This is a genomic window from Acidomonas methanolica (assembly GCF_004346035.1).
Classification (GTDB): Bacteria; Pseudomonadota; Alphaproteobacteria; order Acetobacterales; family Acetobacteraceae; genus Acidomonas; species Acidomonas methanolica.
The window spans coordinates 1-15,695 of sequence record NZ_SLZN01000003.1; the positions used below are offsets into that span (position 1 = coordinate 1).

A 15,695-nucleotide genomic window follows, 5' to 3' on the forward strand; every position below is an offset into this window, starting at 1 on the left:
GACGACCACAAATCCAGCGTCTCTTCAACAGACGTACTGCCACTTATCATATCCTGAATCATGGTTACCCATAGATTCAGAACTCAACACAAAATGCAACTGTAGTGTTAGACGGCGTTCTCCTGACGACCGGCGCGCCGGATCGCTTGCGGGGGCTGACCGTGCAGCTTGACGAAGGCGCGGCGCATGCGTTCCGGATCAGTAAAGCCGACAGACTTTGCGATCTGTTCGATCGGTTCTGAGCCATTCTGCAAGCGAATGCATGCCGCTTCGACCCGCAAACGTTCCACCGCCCTGGCCGGTGTTTCACCGGTCTGACGCCGGAAAGCGCGTCCAAATTGGCGGACGCTTAATCTGGCGGCGTCCGCAAGCCGCTCGATCGGCAGCGGCTCCGCCAGATGATCGCGCGCGAACGCGAGCGCCATGCGGATACGGTCCGATTCCGGTTCCATCTGGGACATGGCCGAGAACTGCGACTGGCCCCCGTAGCGCCGATAGGGAACGACGAGTTCACGCGCGACCTCGCGTGCAATATCGGTTCCGCGGTCGGCCTCGATGAGCGCCAGAGCCAGATCGATCCCGGCCGAAATCCCCGCGGAGGTCCAGAAATTGTCATCCGCGATGAAGATGCGATCGGCCTCGACCCTGATCGACGGATATCGCTGCTGCAACTCCGGTGCGAGACGCCAGTGGGTCGTTGCGCGGCGGCCGTCGAGAAGCCCGGTTTCCGCAAGGAGGAACGCGCCTGTGCACACGCTCGCGACACGGGGTGTACGCGCTGCGAGGTCCTTTGCGGCTGCGATGACGCCAGGATTCTGAAAAGAACCGATATCCCCGCCGATGAACATAATCGTGTCGAACGTCGCATCGCGGAACGACTGAGTGTGAATGGGAGCCCCTGAACTCCCGACAACGACGCCTCCGAACTCGGAAATCACCGTCAGCCGGTAGGCGTCACCCTCGATGAAGCTGTTCGCCTCTTCAAAAGCGCCCAGAGGACCAGCAAGGTCGAGAATCCGGTGGTTCGGGCAGATGAAAAATCCGATATGATGCATGGTCTGAATTTAAGGGAAAAAGGCGATTCGCGCCATATGTTTCTTCTCGAGGCGATGCCGTCAAATCCCGGGTCCATACCGGCCGCCTCGGCATCGTGAAATGTTACGAACGAAACGCTCCCCGAGTTTACGGCGTGTCGTCAGGCCACCATAGTGATCCCGGAAATTGACGGAAATAAAGGACAAAGAGCCTGAATGGCGGTCCCCCCTGCTTTCGGCGTGACGTCGCCCGCCGGCTGGAAAAGTCGTGTGCTGGAAATCCATTCGGCGCCGCAGCCCACGCCGCCGTCGGGCATTGCGCCCAATGTCGTGCTGACGCGCGAAACTCTTCCCGGCGGCGCCCCCGATCAGCGTCCGGATCAACTCATGGCCTATGTCCGGAGCCAGATTCGCGCCATGACGCCGCATCTGCGTGATCCACTCTTTGACCCACCGGAAAAGCTGATCCTTCGCGACGTTCCGGTCATCCGGGTCAATGTGACGTGGATGTCCGGCGCTCTCCGCGTGCGGCAATGGATCGTATTTTACCCGCTGGGCAACGATCATGTTCTGGTTGCGACCGCAACCGCAGCGGACGCTGAATTTCGCGACCATGCCCGCTCTTTCGCGGCGTTGCTCGGTTCGGTGACGCTCTCTGCATGAGCGCAATGTCCGCCGCGCGCGTCGGAGATCCGTTCGGCCATTCCGAGGCCATGAACGGTCTGCTGGCGGGGTTGGCGATAGGCCTCGCCGCCAGTGTCGCCGTCGCGGCGGTCGTCGCGACCGGAGGGGCCGCGTTGCCGGTGATCGTCGGCGGGATCGCGGCCGGGGCGGCGGGCGCGGGGCTGATGGGCGAATCGATCGGCGCGCTGCTCGACGGGCCGCCGACCGGCGTGCTGGAAATCGGTTCCGTCAATGTGCTCATCAACGGCCGGCCGGCCGTCATGGCCCTCCGCGGCGCTGGAAGTTGCTGCGAGCACGACCCGATGATCCCCGTCGCGACGGGATCGAAAACAGTGCTCATCAACGGGCTTCCCGCTGCGCGCGTGGGCGACAAGCTGGTCTGTTCCGCCGTGATCACCGAAGGCTCGCCCAACACGATGATCGGCGGTCCGACCGCGCAAGGCCTGGCCATCAACCCTGAAGTGCCGGCCGGAGTGAATTATGCGCTCATGGGGGTGGCGTTCGCCGGCGCCGCCGTCACCGGAGGGCTGGCCGTCGCCGCGCTGGGCGCTGCCGGGGGCGCGCTGGGCGGATATGCCGGGCAGGAGGCGGCTTCCGCTCTGGGCTATGGCGAAAAAGGGCAGGCAATCGGCGCGCTGATCGGCGGCACGATTGGCGGGTTGGCCGGGGGCTTTGCGGGTGACAGGCTTTCATCCCGCTGCTGGTCCGGGCATCCGGTCGACGTGGCAAGTGGCGAAGTCATGACGGAGCATGAGGATTTCATGCTCCCCGGACCGATCCCGCTCCGCTTCCATCGGCTCTGGATGTCATCGTCGAGTCTTGTGGGGGAGTGCGGGCATGGCTGGCATCACAGTCTGGATATGGCGCTCTGGCCCGGCGCATCCGGCCGGAGCTGGACCTATCGCAATGAAGAAGGGCGGCTGATTGTCTTCGCGCCCCCCGCCCCGGGCAGGCCCAGCCTGGATGCGGTCGAGCAACTGCAATTATGGACTGACGGGCGCGCGTACTGGGTAACCGATTTTCAGGGCATCCGGCGGGATTTCGGGCCGCCTCTCGCGGGAGATTTGCGTCGCCTCGTACGCATCAGCGATCCGAACGGCAATGCCATCACCCTGTCGCGCAGCGGGGGCGACCGGCTGACGGCTATTATCGACAGTGCCGGGCGGCATCTTTCAGTCACGACCGATGAGGCCGGTCGCGTCCTGTCCGTCATCGCGCCGCATCCGACGATCGGGCATGAGACGATCCCGCTCCTGCAACTGGAATATGATGCGGCGGGCGATCTGATCCGGTCCGCCGATGCCTTGGGAAACGGCTTTGCCTACGTCTATCACGGCCATCTTCTTGTCGATGAGACGCGGCCCGCCGGGTTGGGGTATCATTTCCGCTATGACGATGTCTCGCTGGGCCGGGCCGCGCGTTGCGTGTCGACATGGGGGGACGGCAATCTGCATGAACGCCATTTTTCCTATGACCTGACGCGTGGCGTCACCCGTGTCGTCGCGCGCGACGGTGCGTGCGAAGAGTATTTTTGGGATCAGGCGCGGAGAATCACCCGGATCGTCGACGGGCTGGGGCGGCGCAGTTCGCGTCTTTATGACGCGTTGGGACGGATGACGCTCGAGACGCGGGCGGATGGCGCGACCGCGCGGCTGAGCTTCGACGCCCATGGCCGCGTTTCGGGCCGTCAGGGGTTTGACGGATCATCCGTGTCCTTTCATTTCTCTCCTCTGCGCGAGGATGGGCTGGTCACGGATCGTCCTCGGCAAATACAGGCGGTCGATGGCGGCATCTCGCATTACGAATGGGACGAACGCCTGAATTTGATCCGCTCCACTGACGCGGCGGGGCGGGAGCGCCGTTTCCTGCGCGACACGCGGGGACGTCCGCTCGCGGTTCAGGATGCGCTGGGCGTGCACCGCCGCCTTGGCTGGACGGCTGACGGTCTGCCGGCGAGCGAGGCGGACGGAACGGGGGCCATTCGGGTCCGCTACGACTGGGACAGGCTGGGGCGGTTGCAGCGGGTCGCGTATGGCGGCGTGGCCGCGACGTCTTATCGGCGCGATCTGGTCGGGCGGGTTGTGGAGGAAAAGCGCCAGACCGGCGAGTGCGCGGCGTACAGCTACGACGCCGAAGGCGCGCTGATAGCGTTTCGCGATACGCTGGGGCAGGAGACGCGCTGGCGTTATGACGGGCTGCCGGTGCCGCTGGAACGTCGCGCCGCCGATGGCGGCATCCTGCGTTATGCTTATGATGGCGACCTCAACCTCATCCGCCTCACCAATGAGAAGGATGAGGTGTGCGAGTTGACCTATGACGCCGCCGGACAACTCGTGCGCGAACGCGGGTTTGACGGCCGGAGACAGACCTATAGCTACGATCCGGCGGGTTTCCTGTTGCAGCACGAGGATGCGGGCGGCACCCGCACGTGTCATCGGCGCGACAAGGCCGGGCGGCTCGTGTCGCTGGAGCCTGTGGGAGACGCGCCGACGCAGTATCGCTATGACGCGGCGGGCCGGCTCGTCGAGGCGACGAATGGCTGGGGCGCGCTGACATTTGCGTATGACCCGACCGGGCTGCTGCTGAGCGAGCAGCAGGGCGAGCACAGACTCACCCACGAGCATGACGCGCGCGGTCGGCGGATCGCGACTGTGCTGCCGGACGGCCGCAGGCTGGAGACACGCTGGGACGGTCGGGACGCGGCGGAGGAAATTTTCTTTGCCGGGCGAAGCGTCGTCCGTTTCGCGCGGGATGTTCTGGGGCGCGAAATCGAGCGGGTCGCGGGGGGGCTCACCACGCGTACGGATTATGATCCGCAAGGGCGGCTGGCGCGGCAGCGGGCGGAGAAAAGTCATCGCCCGCCTCTGATCGACCGGAGCTATCGCTATGACGGCGCGGATCAGCTTCGCGAATTATCCGATCTGGCCTTGGGGAACATGGCTTATGGCTATGATTCGTGTGGCCGTCTGATTTCCGTCGAGGGCTGGGCGGAGGAACGTTTCAACTTCGATCCCGCGGGCAATATTCTGCAGGGGGCCGCCGCTGCGCCGGGGAACCGGCTGGAATTTCACGGCGACCGGCATTTCACCTATGACGCGCGTGGCAATCGGATCGGCGAGCGGCGCGGTGCGCGCGGCGGCGTGGAGCGCGACTATCGCTACGGCGCGGATAACCAGTTGCGGGAGATGGAGGAGCGCACGCGGTTTGGCACGCTGCGCGCCCGCTATCGCTATGACCCGCTGGGTCGGCGCGTGAGCAAGGAGATCGAGCGCTGGACGCTGCCCGCGGCCAATGACGCGGGGGCGGAAGGGCGGCTGGCGCGGCTGTCGGCCGAGCGCCATGCCTTTGTCTGGCTGGGCGACGTGCTGCTGGGCGAGGGGCCGGAAGGATCGCCGTTCCACACCGTGTATCTGCATGAGCCCGAGAGCTTCCGGCCTCTCGCGATGATCCGGGGCGACGCGGTTTGCCACTACCATCTGGATCATCTCGGCACGCCGCGCGAGGTGACGAATGACCGTGGCGAGGTGATCTGGCGCGGCTGGATGAAGGCATGGGGCGCCGTTGCGCGGGCGTCGGATGCCGCGATCGCGCAGCCCCTCCGTTTTCAGGGCCAGTATGAGGATATGGAGACGGGGCTTTATTACAACAGATTCCGATATTATGCGCCGGAAACAGGGTGCTATATCCAGCAAGATCCCATCGGGCTGCTCGCGCGCTTCAATTTGTATTCGTACCCGCACAATCCATTGGCCGAGAGTGACCCGCTGGGCCTGATGCCATGGCGCTGGAATCCCGATGGGATGGGACATCATCTCGTCTGGCGGAACAAGGCAAATACGGCAGGTCTGAATCTGGAAAATCTCGGAACCGCACGTGACACGCCGACCTATTTTCCGGAACCGTACCGGCCCGGCGACCACGAACTGCTCCACAGGGTGCAGGCGCCCTATCTCGGCAGCCGTCAGGGACCTTGGGAAGGCACATCCGACGAGTTACTTCAGGCATCCGGAAAAGGATTGTCGGACGCCGGGGTTTCCAACATGCGGGGGTCTCTGAAGATCCCACGGACTGGCGAGATGCTCGCGCAGGATGTATCTCCAAAGGACGCTTATGTAAAATTGATGGAATGGCATAACAAAAGCAGGGGGTTGTGCGAATGATGAATTTGAATTTAATGGTCAGAACAAACGGGTTTGCAATTTTTGACCCAGGGGTTGTCGAGAGTTTTTTTGAAGAAGACATATCTGGAAAAAATCTTCTCGATCTGTTCATTTCTACGGATGTTGGAGATGAGATCGTAAAGGCGGGTTGTCTGGTGCCCGTGATAAACATACCAAAATATAATTATCATATAATAATAAAAGACGACTCTGAGGAAACGGAAAAAGAAAATTCAGTGTGGAAGGAAAACGCCTATTTTCCGTTATTGATAAAAAATGAATGTTATATTGCTGATATGGGGGCATTTATGGAATGGGGCGCTCATGGGCAGGAGGTTATTCCTGTAAAATTGGCAATAAATCCCGGCATGTATGCTGTTTCCGTAAAATTATATAATGACAGGGATCATTTCGAGTCCGTGGCGGATGCCGGATACATCATTGAATTGTCCAAGAGGGATCACCTTCCGCCGTTGACGGCGGATATAAATGACGACATGATTCTGTAAAAATGCCGGTCTGCTGACCCTTCTCATACGGCGCGCATGCCGGATGCCCGCTGGAATTCACCGAAGCCCGGAGTGGGAGTGATGGTGAACGCCGAGGCGGAATCCGGCCGCGGGCCATACACGGGCGATGTCACTGCCTTGTGGAGACGGGGAAAAAGACGTCATAGGCGTCGGCATTCCTTTCGGCCGCCCGCGCCAGCCATCCGTCTATACCCAATCTGGCCGTTTCCGTTCGGGCCTTAGGCACTTCCTCGCGTTTCAGCCCCAGACGCACGACACATTCCACGTCGTCATCGACGAAGAATCGGATCAGTGCGGCCAGACTGTCATGGCACTCCCCGGCTGGCGCAAAGGCGCGGAAGTCATTCAGGGTGAGGGGGCCAATGACGATCTCGATGCGCGCGTTCATCTCCCACATGCATGCGCCGATGACGGCATCCACACCCAGCTGGGAGAACTGTCCGGCTTTCGGGCCCGGCAGGCGGGATTGCTGGTCGGGCGGCACGCTGATCCATTGTCCGACGAATTGTTCGACACGGACAGGCGCACGCACCCATTCTTCCAGAAGGGTGCGCAGGCGCTCCGCCGAGCGTGGACGGGTGGCGAGGAGGCCGGAGAAATAAAGGAGGTGACGCGTGTCGAATCCCGCGAGGGCCACGCCCTTGGCCGGATCGACGCCGATCAGCGAGAGAAGGGCGCGATCGAGGGCGCAGGCCGTCCCCGCCCCGGGCTCCGCGCGGATGGCGGCCCGCGCCGTATATTTCATTCCCGCCTCGGCGAACTGCACCCGGGGGCGTTGGGCCAGAAGATCGAGGAAGGCCGCGAGAGCGGGGGAACGGGCTCGATACGCCTCATCCGCCATGGCGCTGTAATGGCGCGGCAGGACGCCGTCATGGCCGGTCAGACCGCCGAAGCCGATGGTGACTTCATAGGTTCCGTCCGGAAGCGGGCGCACCTCCAGAATATCGCGCCAGGGCGTCGCGAGGCCGGGCGGCGTGCGGAAGTGGACGCTTTGGGAAAGCGGGACTCCGGTCGCGGAATGCAGCAACGCGATGGCGGCGTCGAACGAGAAACGTCCGGGCGTTTCGATCAGCGCGGCCAGAGCGCGGGAAGGGGCCTCGTCGGCTCGGGGGGTGGCGCCCTCCGTGCCGCCGTCGGGCTTCTCGGGAAGGCGGGCGCCGGTCGTGTCGAGCGGAAACGGCATCGTCGTCAGGAAATGCGGCGGTGGCCGGCGCGTGGTGGAAAGCGCACGGCGTCGTCGGGGTGTCCGCGCAGCCGGATTGTGGTGCGAACGAAATTATTGGTGGCCACGTGCAAGGCCAGGAAGCGATCGAGCACGCTGGCGAGCAGGAAAAGCCCATGTTCCGACCATGCGGCGGGGTCGAAGACGAGAATGACCTCGATCCCGCGGCACAGGCCGATTTTCAATCCGTCGGAAAGGCGTGCGACCGTCGGGCGGGACTGGACATGCAGCAGGCCGGAGATCGCCGCGCGCGTCTGGGCCGACCCCCGGACGTCATAGAGCGTCAGCAGGTCGTGCAGGGCGGGCGTCGCGTCCTCGCCATCCGTCAGGCTGAGATAATTGAGGGTCATGTGTGTGATGAGCGCCCAGGCGCTGCGCTCCCTCTGGCGTCGACGCCAGCCCTGCGTGGGCGGGGTCAGACAGAGGATGCGCGTCAGACCGCCGAGGCCCCGCTCGGGCGTGAAGAGAGGAGCGCCGCCTCCGAAAGGCAGAAGCGCGGGCAGGTCGCCGTCGGACAGTGTCGCGTCGATCGACAGGAGCCGCGCCTCTGACGCGTCCTCGTCGCTTCCGGGGCTGCTTCCGGAGTCGAAACTGACGGGGGCGAGATGAGTTTCGATCGCGCCATTGATCGGGGAGGCACGCCGCGACACCGTGTATTCTCCGGCGGCTTCCGCCTCCCCGGTCGCCAGATGGCGATAGAGCGGGCGCCAGGGACGGCTCGTGCCGTCATCGTGAATCTCGCGGACGGAATCGATCTGCCAGATTTCCGCCGTGTCGCTCGCATGGCGCGGCGGGTCCACCGGATAGCATGTCTGCCAGTGGGTCAGCGTTACGGGTTCGCATCCTTCTTCGAAGAGATTGACGACCGGCACGCAGTTGAGGCGGAGCGCGTCGGGGTGCAGCGTGCGGGCCAGCGTAGGAAAGATCGTGTCGAAATAGAAGAAGAGCATGATCTCCGCGCGCGTCTCGACAAGCGTGCGCGCCTCGAGGCCATCCAGCGTGAAGAACAGGAATTTTTCCGGAAATGCGAAATATTCCGTCAGAAGGCGAAACCCGCTGAACGACCGGCGCGGCCAGGGATAGAGCGCATCGTCCGGCTCAAAGCCGCAGGGGCGCAATCCTCCCACGGGAATGGGGGTCGGCCGGTCGTCGTTCGGGCTTGAGGCCAGGGCGATCCCGATCGTGTGCGCGCAGATCAGTTCCAGAAGCGCCGTCGCCTGATCTGGCGGCCCGTGGATGAAGAACCGGAGCTGCGCGGGAGCGATATCGCTGAAACAGGCGTCGGGATTCGTCAGCGAAAGACGCAGGCTCAGGACGCCCTGCGCATGGCGGGAGGTGGGATGAGCCGGCGCGTCGAACGGCGCCGGCCGCAACTGTGCGTCATGCGCGCGGATCGGCCATATCTCCGCGGGCGCGGCGGTCCGGAACCGGCAGGCGGGGCGGTCCGGGACCACGGTCTGGAACGCCCCGCCGCGCGGGACGGGAATGGCCGTCCTCGCATCCGGCATGCCTTCGATCTGGACGATGCAGGCGGAAGGCAGCGGCGCGAGATAATGCGGGTAGAGGATATCGAGCAGCGTGTCCGTGAGTTCGGGGAAATCATCGTCCAGCCGTTGCTGCACCCGCCCCGTCAGGAACGCGACCCCTTCGAGAAGCCGTTCGACATGCGGATCGTCCACCGTCTCGCGCGAAAGCCGGAGCCGACCCGCGATCTTCGGGTGCGTCCGGGCGAAGGCGTCGCCCAGAGTGCGGAGGGCTTCGAGCTCACGCTGATAGGCGTTGATGAAGTCGTCGGCCATCGGACTTATGTCTCGTGGAGCGCACGGACGAAAATGGCCTGTCCCGGCGGCAGGATCGCCGTGCTGTAGCGCACGAGTTCCGCTGCCGGGTCGATCAGCAGGACGGCGTCGATCCGCAGCCGGATGGCGGTGGAGAGCGGCGCATCGTCAGGCAGAAGCGTGGCCCGGACATCGGTCAGGCGCGGATCGAAGCGTCGGATCGTCGTTTCCACCTCCGCGCGGATCCGCTCCCGCTCGCTCTCGTTCGAAAGAACGCGCGCGGTGACGTCCTCCAGCCCGTATCCGAGGGGCGAGCACGTCAGCTCGGCATGGTGCGGCGCGGGGACGATCCAGGGACGCGTGGCGTTCAGCAGCGCCTCCAGATCGCGCCGGACGGAAGCGCGCATCCGGCCCAGCGTGAGCGGACCGGAGGATGGCGGATCGGATGCCTGGCCGGGCCTGTCGTCCAGGAGCCGGTCGAGAACGGAAAGGGTCGCGAGGGCCGGGCTTCGCACGGCGCTACGTGCCGGCGGCGGAGAAGATCAGGTGGTCGAGCGCGAGGATGTCGCGGGCGTCATTTCCCACCAGGAAGGTTCGCAGCCCGCTTCCACGCACCGGCCCGGGCGCGGTCGACCAGTCCGTGGCGCGGCCGAGCCGCAGCGCATCGCTCGCGCCGGCCGGATGATACAGCGCCGGGACATAGACCTCGCCTTCCGGGCCGTCGCGCACAACGACCGTCGCTCGTCTCCAGAACAGGTCGCGGGCGCGCCGCGGGGCGTGAAACGTGATCTCGATCAGCGAGTCCGCCGGCACCCAGTAACATTTGCCGGTCGTGGTCAGAATTTCGAGCGATCCGCAGAGAATGTCGTCGATATCGCGGAAATCGTCGAAGGCGGCCGTTGGACCATCCCCGCCCGCCAGGGTTCCCGCGAGGCGCGGCCGTGCGTCTTCCGCCGCCGCCGCCTCCCGGGTCGCGTCCTCGATCTCTCCCGCGCGCAGGGCGGCGAGCGCGCGCAGGGCGTGCTGCTGGCTCGCGCCGGGAACGGTCAGGAACTCCGGCGCGGCGCCGTCGTCGAGCACGGCGCGCCGTTGTATCTCGGCACGAAGAAGCTGGCGGAATTCCGCCACGACGAGTTCCATGCCGGGATCGATGGCGGCAAGACTGGCGATCACGGTTTCGGTGCGTTGCAGATCGCCGGTGAAGAGGGAGAGTTCGGCCAGCAGGAGCCGGGGCGCGACCGAACTCGGCGACGCCTTGACGAGGGCCGATGCCGCGGCGATGGCGCCGCTCAGATCGCCGTTCCGGAAGAAGTCTCCGGGAGAGGGTGAGGCTTGTGTGGTGGAGGACATTATCCGGCGATCTCCAGTTGTCCGCCCCCGCCGCGCCTCGTTCCCATGGCGGACAGGTCCGGGGGAGGAGTCATGGACTCGGCGAGGGAGAGGTTGGTCACGAGGCGGAAGGTGGTCGATATGTCGTCGAGCTGATAATGCGGTTGCAGGTGGATGATGCAGCCGTAATGGCCCGGCTGGCCTTCGCGCGTCGTGACCTGCACGCGGGCGGAGAGCAGCGGATAGCGCGCCCGGCTCTCACCGGAGGAAAGGCTGCTGGCGTTGGTGTGTCGCCCGAGCCAGTCCTGCAATTCACGCTCGATTTCGCCGGGCGTGGCCATGCGGCCGATCATGTCGCGTCCGAGCATCTTGATGTGATGGGCGAAGCGGCAGACGCACAGGAGCGGAGCGATCTCCGCGGAGAGACGCTGGTTTCTGTCCGCGGCGTCCGGCTGCCGGGGCGGCGCGGCTCGAGCCCGGAGGCTCCGCGTCGAGGCGAAGGCGACACCGCCGAAGGGAAGCGTGTCGAGCGGCATGACGCCGCCCTCCACCAGGGCCTGCGACTGGCGGTCCGTGAAGCCCAGCTCCGTCGGCGCGCGCGCGACCCGCGTCACGGCGCCGAAGGCGAGCGGGTCCGAGACCGCGCCGGACACGAAGCTGCCCGCATGGCGCCCCGGAGTCACGCCGCGGATGTCGGCGGGCCAGAGATAGCGGCGTTGCGCACGCAGGACGTTGCGTGCGAAGGCGTATCCGGCGACATGCCAGCATTGTCGCGCCGCGTCGGGCGCATATTCCTCGTGCCGCAGGGCATTGTTGCCGCGTGTCCATCTGGGACGCGCGCGCATGCCCGGCAGCGTCAGGCAGAGGAAGCGGCAATCCTCGATGGTGGTGAGGGCGCGCCAGCGGCGGTGATCCGCGTCGTCCTGCACCGCCATGATGTCCTGCGTGAGGCTGAGGGCGGAAAAGGCCTCCACGCCCAGCAGACGGGGCGCGCCCGACAGAACCATCGGCACGAAGGCGGCGGCTGCGATCGAGGCGAGCTGGCGCAGAACCTCCACGTCGTCCACCGGCGCATCGTCGAAGGCGGATCGCTTCGGCGGCAGATGGGCGACCTCGTGGTCAACGACCATCAGGGCGAAGGGATGGCCGCCCGCATGGCCGAATTCCCCCTCATACACCAGCTTGAAGAAGGCGGACTGGTCGAACTCCAGCACGCGCAGGAGGTCGCGCGACAATTCGGCCCAGCGCAGGGACATGACCCGCACGAGGCAGCCTTCCTCCGGGTCCGAATCCGAGACGAGCCACCACACGCCGCGCCAAGATCCCTCGAGGCGCGAGAAGCGGGGATGGTGGAGGATCGCGTCGATTTGCCGCGCGATCATCGCGTCGATCCGCGCGATGTCGCGATCCACGCGCCCCCTGAGCGCCTCCGACGCCGCGGGACGCAATGCGATCTCGTCGAGCGCTCCGTCGCCGAACCAGGCGGCGAGCGCCACGTCATCCTCACGCAAGAAACGTTCGAACGCCGTGCACTCCCATCCGGTCGTGGTGTGAGCGCCCGCGAGCAGGCCGTCGCGCGCGCCTACGGGAAAATCCCGCCTCGCCCGCGACGCACCGGCTCCCGCGCCCTCATGCGTGCCAGGCGCTTCTGGCGCGTTGTCGTCGCGCGTGGGGCCGGTGGCGTGACGCATGAGGCCGACCGGATGTCAGAGACGCTCGGGGATGCGCGCCACCATGCGCATGCTGGTGGTCAGCTCCTCAAGCTGAAGCCAGGGGCGCATATAGGCCACCGCGTTGTAGGCGCCGGGCCGGCCGGGAATTTCCGCCACCTCGACGCGCGCCTCGCGGAGCGGGTAGCGCGCCTTGCTCTCCGGTCCCGCGAGGTCGTTGCCGTTGACATAGCGGCTGATCCAGCCGTTGAGCCAGCGTTCGCAGTCGCCGACCTCCATGAACGAGCCGATCTTGTCCCGCGCCATCACTTTCAGATAATGCGCGAAACGGCTCGTTGCCATGATATATGGCAGGCGGGCGGAGATCGCCGCGTTCGCCGTGGCCTCCGGCCGGTCGTAGATCTTCGGCTTCTGGGTCGTCTGCGCGCCGAAGAAGACGGCGTAATCCTCGTTCTTGTAATGGCAGATCGGCAGGAAGCCGAGCGTGGAGAGTTCGTTCTCCCGCCGGTCGGTGATGCCGATCTCGGTCGGGCATTTCGCATCCATGTCCCCGTCATCGGACTGGAAGATATGCTGGGGCAGGTCGTCGATGCGCCCGCCGCCCTCCTTGCCACGGATCATGGTGCAGAAACCCGTCCGCGCGAAGGCGTCCGTCATGCGCACGCCCATCACATAGGCCGCGTTCATCCAGCAATAATGACCATGCGGCAGGGCGAGAGGCTTGCCGTCGGGCGCGCGCGGCGCTTCCTCGAAGCGGAATTCGTCCACCGCCTTCACGCCTTCGCCGTAAGGCAGACGGCTCAGCACGCGCGGCAGGGTCAGGGAGACGAAGCGGCTGTCCTCGCTCTCGCGGAACCCGCGCCATTTGAGGAATTCCACCGTGTCGAACGCCTTGGCGAGATCGCGCGGGCGGGCGAGTTCCGTCCAGTCGGCGAAGCCGAACATGCCGGCGCCGGCGGCGGAGACGAACGGCGCGAAGGCGGCGGCGGAGACGTGGCTGATCTCGCGCAACGTCTCGATGTCCTCGGGGACGTTCGTCCATTCGTAATCGCCGATGAGCGCGCCGTAGGGTTCGCCGCCCGGCGTGCCGAACTCGTTCTCGTAGATCTTGCGGAAGAGAAGCGACTGGTCGAACTCGACGACGCGCGTGAGGTCGCGATGGAGTTCGCGCTTGCTGGCGTTGACGACGCGGATCTTGAGATTGCTGCTCGTCTCGCTGTTCATGACGAGGTAGTGCAACCCGCGCCAGCTTCCTTCGAGCGTGAGAAAGCGTGGATCGTGCATGATCGCGTTGAGCTGGGTGGAGATCGCCACGTCCAGCGCATCGACCGCGCGTTCGATCGTGCGGGTGAGGTTGCGGTCGAAGGAAACGGTCCCCTTGGCCGCCTCCTCGACGAGCGTGCGGACGAGTTCCGCCGCGCGGTCGGGCTCGGTCTGCCGCGTGGCGGCGACGACCTGGGAGAGCAGGGCCGCGCCATGTTCTTCCGTGGTGGAGACGGGGGTCGCCTGGGCGGCCTGATCGGGTCCGGACATGGGTTCAGCCCTCCGTGCGGGATGCGAACTCGGCGTTCAGGGCCGAGAGTTCGTCGTTGTTCTTCAGGATGCGTTCCAGCAACGCCTCGAGTTCTTCGGAGCGGTCCGCCTTGCTCATGAGATCGCGCAGCCGGTTGCGCGTTTCGAGGAGCGCCTTGAGGGCGGGCACCTGCTCGACGATGCGCTGGGGCTCGAAATCCTCGATGCTGTTGAAGGCGAGATCGACGGCCATCGTCTCGTCGCCGCCTTTCAGCGTGTTGGCGACCTTGAGCTTGAGCCCGGGCGCCATGCGCTGCATCACCTCGTCGAAATTGTCGCGGTCGATCTGGATGAAGCGCCTCTCCGCGAAGGGGCGCAGGGGGATCGTCGGGTCGCCCGAGAAATCGCCGATGACGCCGACGACGAACGGCAGTTCGCGGACGACCTCGGCCCCTTCCGTTTCGACTTCATAAGTGATGTGGACGCGCGGCCGACGGACGCGGGCCAGTTTCTCGTGAATGCTTGCGCTCATGACTCGCTCCAATCTTGCCAAAGTGCCCGTGCAGCCGATCCGGCAGGGCGTTCCGATCAAAAAAATACGCGCTATGTTTCCTGTTCCTGAATGCCCAGCCGGATCAGGATTTCGGCGCGGGACGCCTCGTCCGCCACGACTTCGCGCAGCAGTTCGGGCAGGGGGAGGCGGGCACGCCGGACGGCGTTTTCCAGCGTGTAACTGAAGGGTGAATGCGGCTCCATCGCCCGGAAACGCATGGCGATATCCAGGGCATCGTCGAGCAACTCGCCGCGTGTTCCGCGCTTCCACGTCGCGGCGCTTTCGGCCCGGATCTCCTCCGACGGGGAGATGTCCTCTTCGCCGGGAATCGCCGCGGGCGGCTCGCTCCGAGGCACATATCGCAGCGCCGCCGTGCGGATATCTTCGAGGAGCCTCCCGACGCGCGAGGTCGAGGGCGCCGCGGCGGGCGGCTCGCAGGACCGGCACGCTTCCGCGAAACCGGCTTCCAGCGCGCTCCAGGCGGCGCACGCATCCTCTGCCGCGCGTCCTGTCGCGGCGAGGCTCGCCTGTCCCGGCCCGCGCGCAATGGCCTCCATCTGGTCGAGAGAAGGCAGTTCGTCGGCGATGCGGGGCACGTGCTCGCCTTGCGCCAGCGATGCCGCGCGGGACCGCGCGCGCTCATACTCCCACAATGTGACCGGACGCCCGTCGGCCATTTCGAACAGGACGATCTTGCGGATCGGCTGGATCAGAGAGCCGTCGCGATCCATTCCGCTCAGGCCGGACACGGCGAAGGTCCGCGCCTCGGGATCGTCGGCTTCCAGCGCCGGATACAGGCCCCGCGTCCAGAATTCCGTGACGAGACACGCGATCACGCGCGCGCCGAGCGCGAGCCCGGACAGTCCGGCGCGGCGGGTGAGCGCCTCGACGAGCCAGCTTGCGAGTTCGATGTCCTTCGTGCGCGAGACGAGCGCCTCGACCGCAAGCGTCTCGACGCGGCGCCATTCCTCCGGCACGCCGGTGGCGCGTTGCGGATCGTCGTCGAGGGAGCGTTCATGCGCCCGCGCCGCCGAACGTGCGTCGCGGATCGCCGGATAGAGGGCGTCCGCGCCCGTCTCCTCGCGCAGATCGCGTCCGCACGGAGCCTCCCTCCCGATCGGCTCGGCGATCCTCGCAAGCATGGCGTCGTCGGCGGAGATGGACATGTCGATTGGAAATACCTTCTCGAAGCCGTTCCGTATGCTCCGACTATGCGCGGGGGA

General features: G+C 65.5%; 12 protein-coding genes. 3 read left to right on the forward strand and 9 right to left on the reverse strand.

Annotated features, from left to right (window positions below; all coding sequences use genetic code 11):
• Positions 1-107 precede the first annotated feature (107 nt).
• On the reverse strand, positions 108-1,055 hold the full coding sequence (locus EDC31_RS03470; RefSeq protein WP_042060670.1) for a GlxA family transcriptional regulator: 948 nt from the start codon (positions 1,053-1,055) through the stop codon (positions 108-110).
• 195 nt (positions 1,056-1,250) lie between these two features.
• Here EDC31_RS03470 and EDC31_RS03475 point away from each other — a divergent pair, with 195 nt between their 5' ends.
• From EDC31_RS03475 to EDC31_RS03485, 3 genes are read left to right on the forward strand one after another with little or no spacing between them, the layout of a single operon-like run.
• Positions 1,251-1,697, forward strand: coding sequence for a DcrB-related protein (locus tag EDC31_RS03475; protein WP_042060668.1), 447 nt, complete (start codon positions 1,251-1,253; stop codon positions 1,695-1,697).
• On the forward strand, positions 1,694-5,878 hold the full coding sequence (locus EDC31_RS03480; RefSeq protein WP_081797777.1) for an RHS repeat-associated core domain-containing protein: 4,185 nt from the start codon (positions 1,694-1,696) through the stop codon (positions 5,876-5,878). The genes EDC31_RS03475 and EDC31_RS03480 overlap by 4 nt, the downstream gene beginning before the upstream one ends.
• Positions 5,875-6,387, forward strand: a complete 513-nt coding sequence (locus EDC31_RS03485; protein ID WP_132126911.1) for a hypothetical protein — start codon at positions 5,875-5,877, stop codon at positions 6,385-6,387. Before EDC31_RS03480 ends, EDC31_RS03485 begins: the two co-directional genes overlap by 4 nt.
• 130 nt (positions 6,388-6,517) lie before the next feature.
• On the opposite strand, the gene tssG is transcribed toward EDC31_RS03485, so the two are convergent.
• The 8 genes from tssG to tssA all read right to left on the reverse strand — a co-directional run bounded on the left by tssG (position 6,518) and on the right by tssA (position 15,638).
• Positions 6,518-7,591, reverse strand: a complete 1,074-nt coding sequence (gene tssG / locus EDC31_RS03490) for a type VI secretion system baseplate subunit TssG (protein ID WP_052512100.1) — start codon at positions 7,589-7,591, stop codon at positions 6,518-6,520.
• Positions 7,592-7,596: 5 nt separating this feature from the next.
• Positions 7,597-9,429 (reverse strand): type VI secretion system baseplate subunit TssF, encoded by a 1,833-nt coding sequence (gene tssF, locus EDC31_RS03495; protein ID WP_042060666.1) that lies wholly within the window; start codon positions 9,427-9,429, stop codon positions 7,597-7,599.
• Between the two features lie 5 nt (positions 9,430-9,434).
• On the reverse strand, positions 9,435-9,923 hold the full coding sequence (gene tssE / locus EDC31_RS03500) for a type VI secretion system baseplate subunit TssE (protein ID WP_042060663.1): 489 nt from the start codon (positions 9,921-9,923) through the stop codon (positions 9,435-9,437).
• A 4-nt stretch (positions 9,924-9,927) separates the two neighbouring features.
• The gene (locus tag EDC31_RS03505; RefSeq protein ID WP_042060661.1) at positions 9,928-10,758 is read right to left on the reverse strand and encodes a type VI secretion system accessory protein TagJ; all 831 of its coding nucleotides are present in this window, start codon (positions 10,756-10,758) and stop codon (positions 9,928-9,930) included.
• Complete coding sequence (tssC, locus tag EDC31_RS03510; RefSeq protein WP_052512098.1) at positions 10,758-12,428, reverse strand: type VI secretion system contractile sheath large subunit; 1,671 nt, start codon at positions 12,426-12,428, stop codon at positions 10,758-10,760. Before tssC (EDC31_RS03510) ends, EDC31_RS03505 begins: the two co-directional genes overlap by 1 nt.
• 15 nt (positions 12,429-12,443) lie before the next feature.
• On the reverse strand, positions 12,444-13,940 hold the full coding sequence (gene tssC, locus EDC31_RS03515) for a type VI secretion system contractile sheath large subunit (protein WP_042060658.1): 1,497 nt from the start codon (positions 13,938-13,940) through the stop codon (positions 12,444-12,446).
• Between the two features lie 4 nt (positions 13,941-13,944).
• A complete protein-coding gene (gene tssB / locus EDC31_RS03520; protein ID WP_042060656.1) occupies positions 13,945-14,451 on the reverse strand; it encodes a type VI secretion system contractile sheath small subunit in 507 nt (168 codons plus the stop codon).
• Between the two features lie 71 nt (positions 14,452-14,522).
• Positions 14,523-15,638 (reverse strand): type VI secretion system protein TssA, encoded by a 1,116-nt coding sequence (gene tssA, locus EDC31_RS03525; protein ID WP_042060654.1) that lies wholly within the window; start codon positions 15,636-15,638, stop codon positions 14,523-14,525.
• Positions 15,639-15,695 lie beyond the last annotated feature (57 nt).

Coding starts and splice junctions, on each gene's coding strand:
- EDC31_RS03485 (WP_132126911.1), top strand. CDS start 5,875: ATGATGAATTTGAATTTAATGGTCAGAACAAACGGGTTTGCAATTTTT.
- tssC (WP_042060658.1), bottom strand. CDS start 13,940: ATGTCCGGACCCGATCAGGCCGCCCAGGCGACCCCCGTCTCCACCACG.
- tssF (WP_042060666.1), bottom strand. CDS start 9,429: ATGGCCGACGACTTCATCAACGCCTATCAGCGTGAGCTCGAAGCCCTC.
- EDC31_RS03480 (WP_081797777.1), top strand. CDS start 1,694: ATGAGCGCAATGTCCGCCGCGCGCGTCGGAGATCCGTTCGGCCATTCC.
- tssG (WP_052512100.1), bottom strand. CDS start 7,591: ATGCCGTTTCCGCTCGACACGACCGGCGCCCGCCTTCCCGAGAAGCCC.
- tssA (WP_042060654.1), bottom strand. CDS start 15,638: ATGTCCATCTCCGCCGACGACGCCATGCTTGCGAGGATCGCCGAGCCG.
- EDC31_RS03505 (WP_042060661.1), bottom strand. CDS start 10,758: ATGTCCTCCACCACACAAGCCTCACCCTCTCCCGGAGACTTCTTCCGG.
- tssB (WP_042060656.1), bottom strand. CDS start 14,451: ATGAGCGCAAGCATTCACGAGAAACTGGCCCGCGTCCGTCGGCCGCGC.
- EDC31_RS03475 (WP_042060668.1), top strand. CDS start 1,251: ATGGCGGTCCCCCCTGCTTTCGGCGTGACGTCGCCCGCCGGCTGGAAA.
- tssC (WP_052512098.1), bottom strand. CDS start 12,428: ATGCGTCACGCCACCGGCCCCACGCGCGACGACAACGCGCCAGAAGCG.
- EDC31_RS03470 (WP_042060670.1), bottom strand. CDS start 1,055: ATGCATCATATCGGATTTTTCATCTGCCCGAACCACCGGATTCTCGAC.